Origin of the sequence: Micromonospora sp. DT15, assembly GCF_049841475.1 — a bacterium.
Classification (GTDB): domain Bacteria; phylum Actinomycetota; class Actinomycetes; order Mycobacteriales; family Micromonosporaceae; genus Micromonospora.
Genome location: NZ_JBNCKJ010000005.1, coordinates 96,470 through 113,347, shown reverse-complemented (window position 1 = coordinate 113,347; position 16,878 = coordinate 96,470). Strand labels below are relative to the sequence as shown.

General features: G+C 71.4%; 13 protein-coding genes. 3 read left to right on the top strand and 10 right to left on the bottom strand.

All coding sequences use genetic code 11. The features are described from left to right. Positions 1-80 precede the first annotated feature (80 nt). The 3 genes from ACLQ3F_RS12965 to ACLQ3F_RS12955 all read right to left on the bottom strand — a co-directional run bounded on the left by ACLQ3F_RS12965 (position 81) and on the right by ACLQ3F_RS12955 (position 3,274). Positions 81-824 carry an ABC transporter ATP-binding protein gene (locus ACLQ3F_RS12965; protein ID WP_355005715.1) on the bottom strand — a complete coding sequence of 248 codons (744 nt, stop codon included), beginning with the start codon at positions 822-824 and terminating at the stop codon, positions 81-83. Between the two features lie 2 nt (positions 825-826). Continuing rightward, entirely contained in the window at positions 827-2,026 is a 1,200-nt protein-coding gene (locus tag ACLQ3F_RS12960; protein WP_425848868.1) for a substrate-binding domain-containing protein, read from the bottom strand. A gap of 807 nt (positions 2,027-2,833) precedes the next feature. Further along, positions 2,834-3,274, bottom strand: a complete 441-nt coding sequence (locus tag ACLQ3F_RS12955; protein ID WP_425848865.1) for a glycerophosphodiester phosphodiesterase family protein — start codon at positions 3,272-3,274, stop codon at positions 2,834-2,836. Between ACLQ3F_RS12955 and ACLQ3F_RS12950 the strand changes: the two genes are divergently transcribed. Beyond that, entirely contained in the window at positions 3,255-4,589 is a 1,335-nt protein-coding gene (locus ACLQ3F_RS12950) for a TrkH family potassium uptake protein (protein WP_425848863.1), read from the top strand. The genes ACLQ3F_RS12955 and ACLQ3F_RS12950 overlap by 20 nt on opposite strands. A gap of 68 nt (positions 4,590-4,657) precedes the next feature. Then, positions 4,658-5,326, top strand: coding sequence for a potassium channel family protein (locus ACLQ3F_RS12945; RefSeq protein WP_425848862.1), 669 nt, complete (start codon positions 4,658-4,660; stop codon positions 5,324-5,326). Positions 5,327-5,441: 115 nt separating this feature from the next. Here the strand turns inward: ACLQ3F_RS12945 and ACLQ3F_RS12940 are convergent, their stop codons facing one another. The 7 genes from ACLQ3F_RS12940 to ACLQ3F_RS12910 all read right to left on the bottom strand — a co-directional run bounded on the left by ACLQ3F_RS12940 (position 5,442) and on the right by ACLQ3F_RS12910 (position 14,134). Next, on the bottom strand, positions 5,442-7,094 hold the full coding sequence (locus tag ACLQ3F_RS12940) for a protein kinase domain-containing protein (RefSeq protein ID WP_425848860.1): 1,653 nt from the start codon (positions 7,092-7,094) through the stop codon (positions 5,442-5,444). Positions 7,095-7,165: 71 nt separating this feature from the next. Continuing rightward, positions 7,166-8,728 carry a fused MFS/spermidine synthase gene (locus ACLQ3F_RS12935; RefSeq protein ID WP_425848857.1) on the bottom strand — a complete coding sequence of 521 codons (1,563 nt, stop codon included), beginning with the start codon at positions 8,726-8,728 and terminating at the stop codon, positions 7,166-7,168. Positions 8,729-8,764: 36 nt separating this feature from the next. Next, a complete protein-coding gene (locus ACLQ3F_RS12930) occupies positions 8,765-9,781 on the bottom strand; it encodes a coiled-coil domain-containing protein (RefSeq protein WP_357229030.1) in 1,017 nt (338 codons plus the stop codon). Positions 9,782-9,962: 181 nt separating this feature from the next. Beyond that, positions 9,963-10,772: an inositol monophosphatase family protein gene (locus ACLQ3F_RS12925; protein ID WP_425848855.1), complete on the bottom strand. Its 810-nt coding sequence runs from the start codon at positions 10,770-10,772 to the stop codon at positions 9,963-9,965. Continuing rightward, the gene (locus ACLQ3F_RS12920) at positions 10,765-11,217 is read right to left on the bottom strand and encodes a response regulator (protein WP_357196387.1); all 453 of its coding nucleotides are present in this window, start codon (positions 11,215-11,217) and stop codon (positions 10,765-10,767) included. Before ACLQ3F_RS12920 ends, ACLQ3F_RS12925 begins: the two co-directional genes overlap by 8 nt. Beyond that, positions 11,214-12,938, bottom strand: a complete 1,725-nt coding sequence (locus ACLQ3F_RS12915) for a sensor histidine kinase (RefSeq protein ID WP_425848852.1) — start codon at positions 12,936-12,938, stop codon at positions 11,214-11,216. The genes ACLQ3F_RS12920 and ACLQ3F_RS12915 overlap by 4 nt, the downstream gene beginning before the upstream one ends. After that, the gene (locus ACLQ3F_RS12910) at positions 12,935-14,134 is read right to left on the bottom strand and encodes a PP2C family protein-serine/threonine phosphatase (RefSeq protein WP_425848849.1); all 1,200 of its coding nucleotides are present in this window, start codon (positions 14,132-14,134) and stop codon (positions 12,935-12,937) included. Before ACLQ3F_RS12910 ends, ACLQ3F_RS12915 begins: the two co-directional genes overlap by 4 nt. Before the next feature lie 290 nt (positions 14,135-14,424). Between ACLQ3F_RS12910 and ACLQ3F_RS12905 the strand changes: the two genes are divergently transcribed. Next, complete coding sequence (locus tag ACLQ3F_RS12905; RefSeq protein ID WP_425848847.1) at positions 14,425-16,845, top strand: M28 family peptidase; 2,421 nt, start codon at positions 14,425-14,427, stop codon at positions 16,843-16,845. Positions 16,846-16,878: the final 33 nt, after the last annotated feature.

The following is a 16,878-nucleotide window of genomic DNA, read 5'->3' as shown; positions in this document are numbered from 1 at the left end:
AACCCGGCTCACTCCTCGCGCTCACAGCACCGCCTCCGTTCGCGACTGCGGGGCTCGCAAACCCGGCTCACTCCTCGCGCTCACAGCGACTCCCCCAGATAGGCCTCTTGCACTGTGGGGTTGGCCATCACCGTCTCCGGGGTGTCGCAGGCCAGCAGCGCACCGTGGTGCATGACGGCGATGCGGTCGGCCAGTTCCAGGATGACGTCCATGTGGTGTTCGACCATCAACACCGCCCGGCCGCTGTCGCCGGTCAACGACTTGATGACGGCGACCAGCTCCGGCACGTCCTCGGCGCTGACCCCGGCCATCGGCTCGTCCAGCAGCATCACCCGCGGTTCACCGGCGAGCAGCAGGGCGATCTCCAGCTTGCGCTTCTCGCCGTGGGCCAGGGTGCCGGCGAGGGCCGTACCCCGGTGGGCGAGGCCGACCCGGTCGAGCGCCGCGTCGGCGGCGACGGCGACCTCCCGGTCGGCCGCCGCCCGCCGCCACAACGCCATTGAGCCCCCGCGGTGCGCCTGCACGGCGAGCCGGACGTTCTCCCGCACGCTCAACGATCCGAAGACCGAGGACGCCTGGAAGGTACGGCCCAGGCCGAGGCGGGCCCGCCGATGCGGCGGGAGCGCCCCGATGTCCTGCCCGTCGAGAACGACCCGACCCTCGGTGGCCCGACGCAGGCCGGTGATCAGGTTGAACAGTGAGGTCTTACCGGCGCCGTTCGGCCCGATGACGCCCAGGAACTCCCCGGGAGCCAGGTCGAGGTAGACGCTGTCGACGATGGCGACCTCACCGATCCGCCAGGTCAGACCGCGGGTGGCGAGCATGGTCAGCCCTTCATGGCCACGGCCGGCGGCGCGGTCTCGTCACCGGTGAGGCTCTTCTGCGCGGTCGCCGTGAACGCGGTGCCGCTGCCGGTCAGCTTGGCCTGGAACATCGGCTGGAGCAGCGCGTGGTCGGCGGCCCGGATGGTCATCTTGCCCTTGACCCCGTCGAAGCTCCAGCCCTCCAGAGCGGTGACCATCTTGTCGACGTCGTCCCCGCCCTCCTGCACGGCCCGGACCACCATCTGCGCGGCGGCGAAGCCGTCCGGGTGGAACAGGTCGATGGTGTTGACGGTGGCCTTCAACGCCTTGCTGGCCTCGGTGTCGCTGGCACCGTCGAAGTAGTGCGACAGGAAGGAGATCTTCGCCCCGGCAGCACCGAAGGTCGGCCACGAGGCGCGGATGTCCAGGCCGGTGACGACGGTGGTGGACGAGAGGACGCCCTGCTGGTCGAGGGTCTGCCACATGGCCGGGGCGGTCGTGCCCGCCCACGCCACGAAGAGCAGGTCCGGCTTGGCGGCCTTGATCTGACTGGCGAACGGGGTGAACTCGGTGGCACTGGCCGGGGCCCGGACGCTGCTCACCGTCGCGCCCGCGCTGCCGATGACGGCCTTGACGGCGGCCTCGTTGGCGTCACCGAACGCGCCGTCCTGGGCGAAGACCACCACCTTCTTGCCGGCGGGGTCGCCGATGAACGACTTGGCGGTCACCACGTCCTGGTACGACTGCCGACCGGAGCGGAAGGTGTACTTGTTCGCGCCGGTCACCGCGTCCGTGGCGGCCGGGCCGGAGATGAACAGCACCTTGTTCTGCGCCGCGATCGGCGCCACCTGAAGCGCCACACCGGAGGCGGTGGAACCGGCGATGATCTTCGTGCCCTTGCCGATCAGGTCCTTCGCCGCGGAGACCGCCTTGGCCGGATCGCCCGCGTCGTCGACCTCGGTCAGCTCGATCTTCCGGTCACCGACCTTGCCGGTGCCCTGGGTGGCGAAGTCCAGCCCCGCCTTGAACCCCTCGATGTACTGCTTTCCGTAACTGGCCAGGGCTCCCGACTGGGAGTACACCAGGCCGACCTTGACCGGCGCGGCACTGTCGCCGCCGCCGGTGGCGGTGTCCTGCGGGCTGCCACAGGCCGTGGCGGCCAGCGCCGCGGCCATCATCGTGGCGGCGGAGAGGAACGCCCGCCGCGTCGTCCGGACCGTCATTGCGACTCCACATGAGGACTCAGAGGGAGAGAACTTCTTCGTGACGGCTCACGCTAGAAGTGACGTCACCCACGAGCTATGTGGCGGAAACACACAAGTAACAGGATTGAGGTGGCCGGAGGTTACAACGGGCCGCATTACCAGCCGGGAGCTCATGCCCTCGATGGCCCGGACCCCCACGGACTACCCGAACCGTGTGTCGCCCCGCGCCATTCGCCCCGGTTCGGTCAGCCGCAGGGCCCGCCGTGGGCCGCCGCGCGCCGGCAGCGCCGACGACCGCAAGCTGATCACGGTCAGCCCGGCCGCGGCACGTACGTTGCCGAGCAGCCCGGCCGGTAACGCCGCCCGAGCGCGCCCCCGCACGCCGAGCGTGCGAAGATCGCCGCAAGTTCGCTGATGTTGCCCCCTCAGCCCGCCGCGAGACAGCAACATCGCCGAAGTTGCCGCCCGGATACCGGCTCGAGCTGTCGAGATCGTGCTCGATCGTGGACGCCAACGCCATTGCGTTAGGCGGAGCGGCTGCTCGTCAACCGGCGCCACCTCGCCGATCATGCACTTGTGGTGGGCAACAAAACGCCCGCAAACTGCCAAGCCGGGCACCACAACTCCATGATCGCCGCGCCGCGCCGCGCTGCGCTGCCCTCGCTCCGCGATCTTGCACTTTCTGTCCCGACACAAGACGCATTCCACCCATGTCGACAACCGAAACCGCAAGATCGGCGCGATCGTCTCGCTCCACCTACCGTGATCGACCAGGAGCACGGGTTGACCCACCGGCCACAGCGCTGACGGGGGCGTGCGATTCGTTTACGGCATCAGCTCCATAGCGTCCGCGAGGTGATGCCCGCACCCCTGCGGGCGCCTGCAGGCGGGCGGGCACAGGGCTGGCCCGTCGTCCGGGTGGTCGCTGAAGACCCCGTCGAGACCCAGGCCGAGGAAGAGCTCGTACTCGGCGGTGATGTCGCCGCGCGCGTTCGGGTCGGCGCCGATCCGGAAGTCCGCCGGGAGGAACTGGCTCTCGGTCCGGAACGTCCAGGAGTGCACGAGCAGGCGCTCCCGGTGCGCGTCGCGTACGACGTTGGTGGGGGCGAGCAGGGCGCCGGCAGCGTTCCGGGGAACGATCAGGTGCCCGTGATTTGCCAGGAGTTGGTCGATGGCTCGCCGGCAGATGAATCTCCGGAATGCCCGTTCCCACTCCGGGGGCGCGGGCGGACAGGAAGATTGTCTGGTGCGCCGGTTCTTCCGCAATCCCGTGCGGCTGGTGCCGTTCGCGTTCCTGGTGCCGATCCTGCTCGGTACCGGATTGCTCATGGCGCGCTGGGCGACCGCCGAACACGTACGCCCACCAGTGGTCACGGCGCTCTTCACCGCTACCTCGGCCGTGTCGGTCACCGGCATGGCCATCACCGACACGCCGAACTACTGGTCCGGCTGGGGCCTGCTGGTGATCACCCTTCTCACTCAGCTCGGCGGTCTCGGCATCCTCACCGTCGCCGCATTGGTCATCCTGGTGGTCTCCAGTCAGCTCGGACTGCGCAACCGGTTGCTGGTGCAGGCCGAGACGGCGGAGTTCGGCCTCGGTGACGTGGGCCGGCTGCTCCGCCGGATCGCGCTGACCGTCTTCGCCTGCGAGGCGGTGATGACAGTGCTGGTCGCCGGTCGACTCTGGCTGACCTACGACTACCCGTTCTCCGAGGCTCTCTGGTCGGGCGTCTTCCACGCCGTGCAGGCGTTCAACAACGGTGGCTTCGCGCTCTACACCGATGGCCTGCTGGCCTTCAGCCGTGATCCGTGGGTGTCGCTGCCCCTGGCGATCGGCGCGATCATCGGCGGTCTCGGGTTTCCCGCCCTCTTCGAGGCGGTCCGTGAATGGCGGCAGCCGACCCGCTGGGCGGTGGCGACGAAGTTGACCATCTGGGGCAGCGTGGTGCTGCTACTGCTCGGCTTCGGTGGCCTGCTCGCCGCCGAATGGACCAACGCGAGCACGATCGGCCAGTACGACGTACCCGGGAAGGTCCTCGCGTCGTTCACCCAGATCGCGCTGAGCCGCACCGGCGGCTTCAGCGTCCTGGACATCACCGCTCTCCAGGAGGAGAGCTATCCCCTGCTGATCGTGCTGATGTTCATCGGCGGCGGCAGCGCCAGCACGGCCGGTGGCATCAAGGTGTCCACGTTCTTCCTGCTGGCGTTCACCATCTGGGCGGAGCTGCGCGGTGAGCCCGACGTGACGATCGGGCACCGGCGGGTGGCCACCGCGAGCCAGCGGCAGGCGATCACAGTGGCGCTGCTCAGCGTCGCGTTGGTGATGGCCGGAACCATGTTGTTGCTGCTGCTCACCGAGGGCGTCCGCTTCGTCGCGGCCCTGTTCGAGATCACCTCGGCGTTCAGCACCACCGGTCTGACCATCGGTCTGGCCGCCGAACTGCCGCCCGGCGGCCAACTGGCGCTGACCGTGCTGATGTTCATCGGCCGTGTCGGGACGCTGACCCTGGGGTCGGCGATCGCCCTGAACACCCGACGCCGGCTCTACCGCTATCCCCAGGAGCAACCCATTGTCGGCTAGGGCGTGTTCCGGGGGTGTCGGCCGGCCCGCACACCGGCGACACGCCATTGGAAGCAGGGAGGGCCGAGGTGTCGGCTAGACGGGCGGACAGCGGCGGCATCGTGGTGATCGGGCTGGGTCGATTCGGTTGCCACCTGGCCGGGTCGCTGACCCGGATGGACCGCGAGGTGTTGGCGATCGACCGCAGCCCGGCGAAGGTGCAGCGCTGGTCGGCGCAGCTCGACCGAGTGGTTCAGGCCGACGCGACCGAGGAGGGGGCGCTGCGGCAGCTGGGTATCACCACTTTCGGCCGGGCCGTGGTGGCCATCGGGGCGTCGGTGGAGGCGAGTGTGCTCACCGTGTTGGCGCTGGTCGAGCTGGGTGTACCCGAGATCTGGGCGCGGGCCACCTCGCAGAAGCACGCCAAGATCCTGGCGTCGGTGGGCGCGCACCATGTGATCTTCCCGGAGGCGGAGACCGGGGACCGGGTCGCGCACCTGCTCGTCAGCCGGTTGCTCAACTTCATCGAGTTCGACGACGACTTCGCCATCGCCACCGTCCGGGTGCCGGAGTCCCTGGTCGGGCGCACCCTGATCGACCTGAGACCGGAGGAGCGCTTCGGGGTACGCGTGATCGGCGCCAAGCTGCCGGGCGAACGCTTCCGGTACACCTCCGATGACACCACGCTTCCCCAGGGCGGGGTGCTCATCGTCGAGGGTGGGATCGACCAGGTGCAGCGATTCGCGGGGTTGCGCTGAACTGCTCCGGCCCCCACCGATCTCGCCCGTCGGACCAACTGGTCCGACGGCCCCTTGAGCATGGCGACACTGTGGCCTGCTCACTTCCGATGACCACGCGGCCCCTTGGTCATCTTCACACTTTTCCCGGGCCACCACCTGCGGCCTTCGCGGGCTTCGCGGGCTTCGCCGGGGCCTTCGGAGGCTTCGGTGGCTTGGCCTTCGACGCGCCGCCGCCCGCGCCGGAGCCGCCGCGTGCAGTCGTCTTCTTCGGCGGGGCCTTCACCGTGGCGGCCTTGGGCGGCGGGGCCGTGGACGGCGCGCTGCCGGCGACGCCGGAAACCCGAACCCCGCAGGTCGCCTCGCCGAGTCGGAACTCGACAGGCAACGGGTTCGCCCCGCTGTACTTGCCGGTGAGGGTCACCTTCTCGGCCGCACCGGGGGCCAGCGTGGTGCGTTGGGCCGCCGGTCGGATCAGCACCGTGCTCCCCTGCTGGTGCACCGGCGCGGGCTCCGCCTTTGTCACCTTCTGCTGCCCGGGAAAGGTGAAGCTCATGGCCCAGTCGCGCAGCTCACGGCCACCGGTGTTGGTCAACGTCAGCTCGGCGGAGAAGTCGGTGCCGGAGTCGGTGCGCAACGCGTACGCCACCTCGCAGGGCGCCGCCGTCGGCATCCCCATCCGAGCCTCGGTCGTCGGCCGGTCCTCTCCGCTGGCCGGGCTGCGCGAGGTGAACCCCCACATCGCCCCGGTGACAGCGATCAGCCCGACGGCGGCCACGCCGGCCTCCACCCGCCGACGCCGGGTCACCCGCTGCTGCGTCCGACGGTTACGGGTCCGCGACAGCGGCAACGCGTCGGTCGCCGCCGACCAGGGCAGGATGGTCGTACGCGCACTGCCGAGCATCGCCGCGTCCAGCGGCCCGGCGGCCGGGGAGACCGGCACCGCCGCGAGCATGCCGGCCGCCTCGGCGAGCGTCCGGGTCAGCTCGGCGGTGGCCGGCCGGTCCGCAGGTCGCTTGGCCAGGCAGCGTCCGACCAGGTCGGCCACCCCGTCGGGCAGCCCCGGGACGGTGGGCATCGGCTCCGGGTCGTTGTACATGTGGGCGCGCAGCATCTGGGTGGTAGTGCTGGCCAGCCACGGCAGTCGACCGGTGAGCATCCGGTAGAGCAGCAGCCCAACGGCGTACACGTCGGTGGCCGGGGAGACCTGGCCGTTGTCCAGCCGCTCCGGGGCGAGGTACGCGGGAGTGCCCAACAGCGCGCCGTCCGGCCCCTTCTCGCTCTCCCCGACGAGCGCGGAGATGCCGAAGTCGACCACCTTGACGCCGGTCGAGGTGAGCATGACGTTGCCCGGGGTGACGTCGCGGTGCACCACTCCGCGAGCGTGCGCGGTGGCCAGCGCGGAGCTGACCTCGGCGCCGATGGTCACCGCCTCCCGCCACGGCAGTTGGCTCTCCCGACCCAGCCGGCTGGCCAGCGAAGCGCCGTCGACCAGCTCCATCACCACGTACGGCACGGTGAGACCGACCTGCTCGGACTCGCCGTAGTCGTACACATTGGTGATGTTGGGGTGGCAGAGCCGCGCGGCGGCCTGCGCCTCGATCCGGATGCGGTGGCGGAAGGCCCGGTCGCTGGCCAGCCGGGAGGCCAACACCTTCACCGCGACCTGGCGACCCAGCACCTCGTCATAGCCACGCCAGACCACCGACATGCCACCCGCGCCGAGCTGCTCGATCAGCCGGTACCGCTCATCGAGCAACTGCGCGCCGTTCCGGTCCCCACCGCCCATGGTGAGCGATGTTGCCCAGTAACGGCCCGCCTACACCTGGAGTATCGGAATCGGTCAGGATTGTCACCCGATCAGGCGGTGGCCAGCAGTTGGTCAACCGGGGCGTAGTCGTCTGTCAACACCATCGCCTGACCGACGAAGTCCGTCAGCGCCGCACCGGACAGCAGGCTGACCTTCGGGTCCACCTCGGCCAGCCGGGCCCGGACGGCTTCCAGCGGCAACGGCGCGTCGGAGCCGACGATGAGGAAGTTGGAGCCCTGCTCCTCGGCGAGCGCTTCCGGGGGCGCGATCAACGCGACATGCCCGAACTCGGCGGCCACCGTGGCCAACTCGGCGCGGATGAACCGCAGCGGCGGGTAGTCGATGACGTTCTGCACGTACACGCCGCCAGGGCGGGTCACCCGCCGGACGTCGGCGGCCATCTCCCGGGTGGCCAGGTGCCAGGGCACCACCAGGTGCCCGAACGCGTCGCCGACCACCAGGTCACGGCTATCGGTCGGCTCGCCGGCAACCAGCATCCGGGCGTCACCCACCACCGCCCGCAGGTCCGGCCCCGGCCGTACGCCCAGCTCCTGCTCACCCAACTCGACCAGCCCGCCGTCGATCTCGAACACCAGGTTGTCGGTGCCCGGTCGGGTCGCGGTCAGGTAGCGCGGCACCGTGAACCCACCGCCGCCCAGGTGCAGCGCGTCCAGGCGCTGACCGGCCGGCGCGGCGACGTCGCCGACCGCGCCGATCCACTTCGTGTACGCGTACTCCAGGTATTTCGGGTCGGCGAGGTCCACGTACGAGTGCTGGGCGGAGTTGAGCAGCAGCGTCCGTCCGCTGGGTCGGGAGGGGTCCGAGGTGACCCGGGCGCAGTGGTACGCCGTCTCGATGTCGCACGGGTTGGGCGCCACTGTGCTCAGCCCCGCCCCGGCCAGGCCGAGCACGGCCAGCGCGGCCCGGACCCGGGCCGGACCGGGCAGCTCGGTGGGCTCCTGTCGGCGCAGGTACCAGCCGAGGCCGATGCCGACCAGCCCGAGCGCGAGCGCCAGGGCCAGCAGGATGACGGTGCTGCGCAGCGCGGCGACCAGCACGAACCCGGTCAGCAGAGTCGCGGTGATGCCGCCCAGGGTGCCGATCCCGGAGAGTCGACCGACCACCTGGCCGGTGCGGCGCAGGTCGGCCAACTGGAGCTTCACGACCAACGGGGTGACCGCGGCCAGCAGCGCGGCCGGCACGAACACCGCCAACGCGACCAGCAGCAGGATCGCGCTGGCCGCACCACCGCGCAGCACCTCACCGGCGTACCGGACGACGGGCAGGGTGACAGCGGTGGCGATGCCGGCCAGCACCAACGCCGGCGCGAGCAGGCCCCGCGGGTTGCGCCGATCGGCCAGCCAGCCACCGGACCACGCGCCGTAGGCGATCGCGGCCAACGCGATGCCGATCACGGAGCTGGTCACCTGAAGGGTCACCCCGACGTACGGGCCGACCAGGCGCAGCGCGACGGTCTCCAGCACCAGCACGGCACCGCTGGAGAAGAAGACCAGGAACGCGGCCAGGCCGTTGGGCAGCGCCCGGCCGGTGATCGGCACGGGCTGGGCCGGGGGTGCCGGCAGGGCCGCTACGTCGGACGGTGGGGAGCTCATCGTCGCGATGGTACGCAGCGAAGCTGGTGCTCCGGGTCAGTACATCGACAGATGAACATGGTTCGTGTGGCTCGCCGCCGGAGAGCCGCTTCCACTGTACGAGCGCCAACCGGTGCCGGGATGCCAGATCTGCCGGTACCAGATCACGTAGAGCACGCCCAGCCGGTCGGCGTTGCGCACGTGCCAGGCGGCCAGGCTGTCCCCGTACGCCTTGTCGCCGCCGGTCGCGTTCTTGTCCTCGAAGCCGTTCGTGGCGGCCGAGAAGTCGCAGGCACGGCCCTTCGGATGCTCACCGCCGCCACCACTGCGCTTGCAGGAGACGTGCCGCTTGTAGCCGGCCGCCTGGGTCTGCTTGAGTGCGTTGAGGGTGCGCGGAGTGATGCACCCGGAGGTCGTCGGGTCCTTCACCGAGCAGGATTCCGACGGCCAGGACCCGTCGGAGTTACGCGGTGCCGGCTTCGCCGAGGTGGAGCTGCCACCACTGAAACCGTTGCTGCCGCCGGAGCTGACCTCGGCGAGCGCCTCCTCGGCTTCCTTTTTCTTCTTCGCCATCACGGCGAGTTGCTTCTGCTGCTCCCGAACCTCGGCGTCCATGGCCACCTTGGCCTGCTGCGCCTGCAGCCGGGCCTCGGTGAGGTCACGCAGCCGCTTGCTGTCCCGCTGAGCCATCAGGTCGAGGTCGCCCGCGCGTTCCAGGAACGCCTCCGGCGTGGCCGTGTTGAGCAGCATCGAGACAGCGCTCAGCCGACCCACCCGGTACGACTGGGCGGCCACCTCACCCACCTGGCTGGTGAGCCCGACCAGCCGGCCCTCGATCGTCGTCAGCTCGCCGGCCAGCGCGGTCTGGCGACGCTTGGAGTTGTCCAGTTTGGCCTTGGCCTCGATGTGGCCCCTGGCGGTCAGCTCCAGCGCGTCCCGCAGCTTCTTGCTGCCACCCTCGTCCGGCTCCGCGTACGCGGGCACCGCGGCACCGCCGAGCACCAGCGCGACGGCGGCGAGCACGGCGAACAGAGCGCGGCGACCGAGCCGCGGGCTGAACCTGTTCCTGGGCACGAAAGCGTCCTTCCGTCGACCGCCGGCCCCCGATTGAACGCTGCATGGCGACGCCGGTCGGCGGCCCGCTGGCGGAGACCGCCGGTCACGATACCGGATCGTGGGCCGGTGACCAGCCTGCTGAACCTCAGGCTCCCTCGATGTCGACGCAGCGTTCCAGCGCGGTCGCGCAGCGCGCGGATCAGGGGCTGAGGAGCGCCTCGCGCACGTCGGCCCAGACCTGATCGTTGGCGGCGACGAGCAGACCACGGCCGTCGTCGGCGGGGTGGTAGTCGACGCCGTCGAATCGGCGGGCGACGCCTCCGGCGGCACGGACCAGCACGGTGCCCGGGCCGTGGTCCCAGGGCAGGGTGCGCCAGAAGAGGACGAACTGCTGCTCGCCGGTGAGGATGTCCAGGTACTCCCGACCGGCGCAGTGCTGGCCGGGCAGCAACTCACCGAGCCGCCGCCCGCCGGCGCGGACCCGGTCGCGGGTCTCCGGCGGCAGGAAACGGGTCATCGCCGCGCCGCGCAGCTCGCCGAGCGGCGGCACCGAGCCGGTGCCGTCCACCGGTCGGCCGTTGAGCAGGGTGCCCTCGTCCGCCGAGCCGGCGGCGAGAGTGCCGGCCAGCGGGTCGAGGATCCAGCCGGCGGCCGGTCGCCCGTCGGTCAGCAGCGACACCATCAGGGCGAACGGCCGGCGACCGGCGGCGAAGTTGGCGGTCCCGTCGACCGGGTCGACCAGCCAGACGTCCCCGCCGTCGCGGAGGTGCCGCAGCAGCCCCGGATCGTCGGCGACACCCTCCTCGCCGACCACCTTCGAGCCCGGCCGCAGCCGGCGCAGCCCCGCCGAGAGCAGCTCCTCGGCCCGGCGGTCCGCGACGGTGACCACCTCACCGGGCGCCTTCTCCGACACGTCATCGTCGTCGAGCTTGCGGAACAGTGGCAGCACGACCTGGTCGGCGGCCTCCCAGAGCAGGCCGCCGACGTCGTCCAGCAGGGTGTCAGCCACGCGGCGGCAACTTGACCACGCTGACGAAGAACTCGTCGATCTGACGGACCACCGAGATGAAGCGCTCGAAGTCCACCGGCTTGGTCACGTAGGCGTTGGCGTGCAGCTGGTAGCTGCGCAGGATGTCCTCGTCGGCCTGCGAGGTGGTGAGCACCACCACCGGGATCCGGCGCAGGTCCGGGTCTTTCTTGATCTCTTCCAGCACCTCCCGGCCGTCGCGCCGGGGCAGGTTGAGGTCGAGCAGGATCAGGTCGGGCGCCGTCACGTCGGCGTACTGACCTTCCCGGCGCAGGTAGGCGAGCGCCTCGGCCCCGTCGGAGACGACGGTCAGCCGGTTACGCAGCTTGTGTTCCTCGAACGCCTCCTGGGTCATCAGCACGTCACCCGGGTCGTCCTCGACGAGCAGGACCTCGATCGGGCTCTTGCCGTCCGCCGGCGCGGTCATCCCACCGTCTCCTTCATGTCACCCGTTCTACCGCTTTCCAGCGTCCGGTCGGCCCGGTCCGGCTGGTCCGGCCCGTCGGCCTGCTCGATCAGCTCTGCCGGAGCCTCGGTCGAGGGCGTCGCGTCACCATCGGTCGGCTCCACCGCGGAATCGGCGGCGGCAGCCGCCGCGACGTCCTCGGGAAGGGCCGGCAGGGTGAACCGGATCGCGGTGCCCTCGGGCACGTCGGTGTCCACCCAGACGCGGCCGCCGTGGTACTCGACGATCTTCTTGACGATCGCCAACCCGATGCCGGTGCCCGGGTACGCGTCCTTCGAGTGCAGCCGCTGGAAGATCACGAAGATCTTGTCGGCGAACTCCGGCTCGATCCCGATGCCGTTGTCCTGGCAGGTGATCTCCCACTCGGCACCAACCAGGCGGGCCGAGACGTGCACCTTCGACGGCACGTCCGGGCGGCGGAACTTGATCGAGTTGCTCACCAGGTTGGCCAGCAGATTGGTGAGCAGCGGTTCCTCACCCGAGATCGTCGGCAGCTCGGCCCAGGTCAACTCGGCGTCCGCGTACTGCCGGGCGGCCTCGGTCTGGCCGGCCACGTCGCCCATCACCTTGTTGAGGTCGACCTCGACGAAGCCGGTGGTGAGCCGCCCGATCCGGGAGAACGCGAGCAGATCGTTGATCAGGCGCTGCATCCGTTGCGCGCCGTCCACGGCGAAGGCGATGTACTGGTCGGCCCGCTCGTCGAGCTGACCGGCGTAACGGCGCTGGAGCAGCTGGCAGAAGCTGGCGACCTTACGCAGCGGCTCCTGCAGGTCGTGCGAGGCCACGTACGCGAACTGCTCCAGGTCCCGGTTGGAACGGGTCAACTCCTCGGCCTGCTTCTGGAGCTGACTGTTCACCCACTCGATGCGCTCGCGGGCGGCCCGGACCTCGGCCAGGTCGGCGGCGATCTTCTGCCGCATCGCGTCCACGTCCTCGCCGAGTTGGATGAACTCCGGCGGGCCGACGGTGGCGATGCGGTGCTGGTAGTCGCCTTCGGCGACCTCGCGGACCTGGTTGGCGAGGCCGGTCAGCGGCCGGACCACCATCCGGTCCAGCGAGAGCAGCAGCACCGTACCGGCGATGACCACCACCATGGCGGCCACGATCAGCAGGACGACCAGCACGTTGCTGCTGGTACGCACGTTGGCGGCGGTCTGCTCCCGGGCGGTCAGGACCTCCTCCTGGAGGTCGTTCACCGCCGAGCGCACCTCGTCGAACTGTTGCCGGGCCGATTCGGTGACCAACGCCTGCCCGGCGCTGGTGCCGCTCTGCTCGGTGGTGACGATCACCGGCTCCGCGACCGACCGCCGCCACTGCGTGACACGCTCCTCGACGGTCCGCAGCTCCTGGCTGATCCCCGGATAGTCGTCGAGCAGCTTCCGCATCGAGGCGATGACGCTCTGCTCCTGGGCGAGCCCTTCCCGGTAGGGGTTCAGGTCGTCCTGGTCGCCGCTGACCGCGTACCCGCGGATCGCCGTCTCCTGGTCGAGCAACGCGTTGAGCAGTTCCTGGGACTGCACCCGCAACGGGCCGGTCTCGTTCAGCACCGCGTCGATCTGGGTGCGGTTGCGGGCGGCCATCGCCGCTTCCGCGCCGGCCAGCCCGATCAACAGAAAGCCCACGACGGTGAGCAGGGTGATCACCCGGCGGCGGAGACTCCAGCCGCCGATGACCGGCCTCACCGGCCACCGCCCCGGCTGACCAGCAGCATGGCCACGTCGTCGGCGAGCGGACCACCGTTGAGCCGCTCGGCCCGCCCGACCAGCCACGCCGGCAGCTCGGGCAGCGACACCGAACGGTTGGCCGGCTCGTCCAGCAAGCCACTGAGGCCCGGCACGTCGAGCCGTTCGTTGCCGGCACCCACCCGCCCCTCGATCAGGCCGTCGGTGTACATCAACAGGGACCAGTCATCGGTGTCGAACTCCAGGTCGTAGGCAATCGGCCGACGGGGTCGTACGCCCAGCAGCAGGCCGCCGGGCGCGGGCACCGGGACGACCCGGCCGCCGGAGAGCAGCAGCGGTGGCGGGTGCCCGGCCAGTCGGACGGTGGCCCGATTGGCGTCCAGGTCCAGTCTGACGCTGGCCACCGTCGCGAAGATCTCCTGGAGGCGGCGCTCACTCATCAGCACCTGCTCCAGGGCGGGCAGCACCTCGTCGTCCGGCACCCCGGCGAGCACCAGGGCGCGCCAGGCCACCCGCAGCTCGACCCCGAGCGCGGCCTCGTCCACCCCGTGCCCACAGACGTCGCCGACGATCAGGTCGAGGCGGTCCGGGTGGGTCTGCACCACGTCGAAGAAGTCCCCGCCGATCAGGGCGGCGTGCCGGCCCGGCCGGTAGAAGGTGTGCACCGCGACCTGGTCGGTGGTCATCAGCGGTTGGGGCAGCAGACCGCGTTCGAGTCGGGCCGACTCGGCCTGGCGCAGCTCGACCTCGCGCAACCGGCGGGCGTTCTCGTCGGCGCGCTTACGCTCCACGGCGTAGCGCAGCGCCCGGGTCAGCAGCACCCCGTCGACCTGGCCCTTGACCAGGTAGTCCTGGGCGCCCTCGGCGACCGCCACGACGCCCAGGTGCTCGTCGGTGCGGCCGGTCAGCACGCAGACCGCGGCCCCGCTGGACATCTCCAACACCTGGCGCAGCCCGTCCAGCCCCTGCGCGTCGGGCAGACCCAGGTCGAGCAGGACGCAATCGACGTTGGTGATCCGCTGCCGAGCCTCCCGCAGGCTGGTGGCGACCAGCAGGTCGATCATCGAGTTCGTCTCGGCGAGCAGCTCACCGACCAGGAAGGCGTCGCCCTCGTCGTCCTCCACCAGCAGCACGCGCAGCCGCTCACCCGGCGGGAGGTTGGCGTGCCGCGCCAGACCACCGTGCGGGTACGGCACAACTGGGGAACCGGCCGAGCCGGCCCCCCGGTGCGGCCGGGTCACCGCCGCGAGACGCGGGAGTTCGCTGGTGATGTCGGGCTCCTTCCGAGTGCCCCGCTGATCCTGTATTAGACAACGGTCGCACACAACACGATGCCTCCGGCGCGGGCGGGGATGGAGCGCATCACTGCGCGGCCGCGGACAAACCGGGCGGCTGATGGACGCCTGACGTACCGGCCATCCCCTCCACAGCCGCCGACGGGCAGGATGATCCCACCCCAGGCCCCACCACCCCCCGAGGAGTTCCCGTGGGAGCACCCACCACCCCGGCCACGACGGGCACGCCACCCCGTCCGGTCCCGGGCGTACCCCCTGCCGACCGCGCGTTGACCCGGCCGCGCCGGCGGCTCGTGGCCGCCGCGGCGGCGCTGGTCGCGCTGGCCGCCGTCGGCGCCGGCAGTCTGCTCGACCTGCGTACCCCCGCCCCGAAGTCGGCCGACGCCCCGGCGGACGCGTTCAGCGCCGGCCGGGCGTACGAGGACGTCAAGGTGATCGCCGCCCGGTCGCACGTCGCCGGCAGCCCGGCCAACGAGCAGGTCCGCGCTCACCTTGAGCAGCAGTTGCGGGGGCTGGGCCTGGAGACCGAGGTGCAGGACACCGTGGCACCGGAGGCCGGTCAGCTCAGCGGGGCGGCGGGAGGGGCGACGCTGGCCCGGGTCCGCAACGTGGTGGCCCGGATGCCGGGCACCGACTCGACGGGCCGGGTCTTCCTGGTCGCCCACTACGACTCGGTGCAGACCGGGCCGGGCGGCAACGACGACGCGGCCGGCACGTCGACGATCCTGGAGGTGGCCCGCGCGCTGACCACCGGCCCCCGGCCGCGCAACGACATCGTCTTCGTCCTGACCGACGCCGAGGAGGCGTGCCTCTGCGGCGCGGCCGCGTTCGCCGCCAGCCACCCGCTGGCCGCCGACGGCGGTGTGGTGCTCAACCTGGAGGCGCGGGGCTCCACCGGGCCCGTGATCATGTTCGAGACGTCCCGGAACAACGCGAAGTTGGTGGACATCTTCGGCCGGGCCGCCCCACACCCGGTCGGCACCTCGTTCGCCGTGGAGATCTACCGCGCGCTGCCCAACGACACCGACTTCACCGCCTTCCTCGATCAGAAGTTCGTCGGGCTGAACTCGGCGTACATCGACGGGGGCGCGATCTACCACACGCCGTTGGACACCCCGGCCGCCATGGACCGGGGCAGCCTCCAGCAGCACGGGGACAACGCGTTGGGCCTCGCCCGGGAGTTCGGTGGCACCGACCTGACCGACCTGCGCTCCGGGCACGACGCCACCTACTTCCCCGTCCCCGGCGGGCTGGTCCGCTACCCCGGCTGGCTCACAGTGCCGCTGGCCCTGCTCGCTGTGGCACTGGTGGCCGCCCTGGGCTGGCTGACCCGCCGCAGCGGCCGGGCCAGCACCGGCCGGCTGGCCGCCGGCTTCGCGCTGGCCCTGGTGCCGATCATCGCCGCGCCGGTCGCCGCCCAACTGCTCTGGCTGGCGATCACCACGATCCGACCGGGGTACGCGGAACTGCTCGACCCGTACCGGCCGATCTGGTACCGGCTGGCCGTCCTGGCGCTCGCCGCGGCCATCCTGTTCACCTGGTACGCGCTGACCCGCCGCCGGATCGGCCCGGCCGCGCTGGCCGTCGGCGGGCTGGCCTGGCTGGCAGTGCTCGGGGTGCTGCTCGCCGTGGCGGTGCCGGGTGGGGCGTACCTCACCACAGTGCCGGCGCTGGCCGGCGCCCTCGGCGGGCTCGTCGCGCTGCGTACCCGGCAGACCGGACCGTGGCCGGTGGTGGCGGTGACGGCCGCCGCGGCAGTGGGTGTGGTCATCCTGCTGCCCACCGTGGTGCTGCTCTTCCCCGCGCTGGGGATGGCCATGGGCGGGGTGGCCGCGCTGGTCGCGGTGCTGCTCGGCCTGGTCGCCCTGCCGGTGGTCGACCTGCTGCACCCGCAGGCCGGCGGCCAGCGTGGTCTGCTCGCGCTGCGGGCCCGGCGGCTCGCGGTGCTGCCGGCCGGCGCCGCCGCCGTGGCGGCGGTGGTGCTCGCCGGGGTCGGCCTGGGCGTCGACCGGTTCGACGCCGCCCACCCCGCTCCGACCCACCTGATGTACGCCCTGGACGCCGGCACCGGCCAGGCCCGTTGGCTCAGCCACGAGAGCGACCCGCAGCCGTGGACGGACGGCTACGTCGACGGGGTCACCGATGTCGGCGACGACTTCCCCGGGCTCGGCGACGGTGAGTTGCGGGCCGGTCCGGCGCAGTCGGCGAACCTGCCGGCGCCGAAGCTGGAGGTGGTGGCCGACGCCACCGCGGGCGGCGAGCGCACGCTGCGGCTGCGGCTCACCCCGCAGCGGGTGGCCCGGCTCGCCACCCTGCACGTCGACACGTCGACCGCCACCGTGCTGCGCGCCGACGTGGCGGGGCGGTCGGTGCCGGTGGAGCCCCGCGCCGGGAAGTGGGGCTTCGGGCTGGTGTTCCACGCCCCGCCGGCGGAGGGCATCGAGGTCGTGTTGACCCTGCGCCCGATCGCCGGACAGGTCGCGCTGCGGGCGATGGACGCCAGTGACGGGCTGGACGCGCTGCCCGGCTTCCGCCCGCGGCCGCCGGCCGTCGGCGTCGTCGGGTCGCACAGCTCGGAGATGCTGGCGGTCGCCCGCACCTATCCCCTCTGACGGTTGGAGGTGGTCCGGCGAGTGATTCGTCGC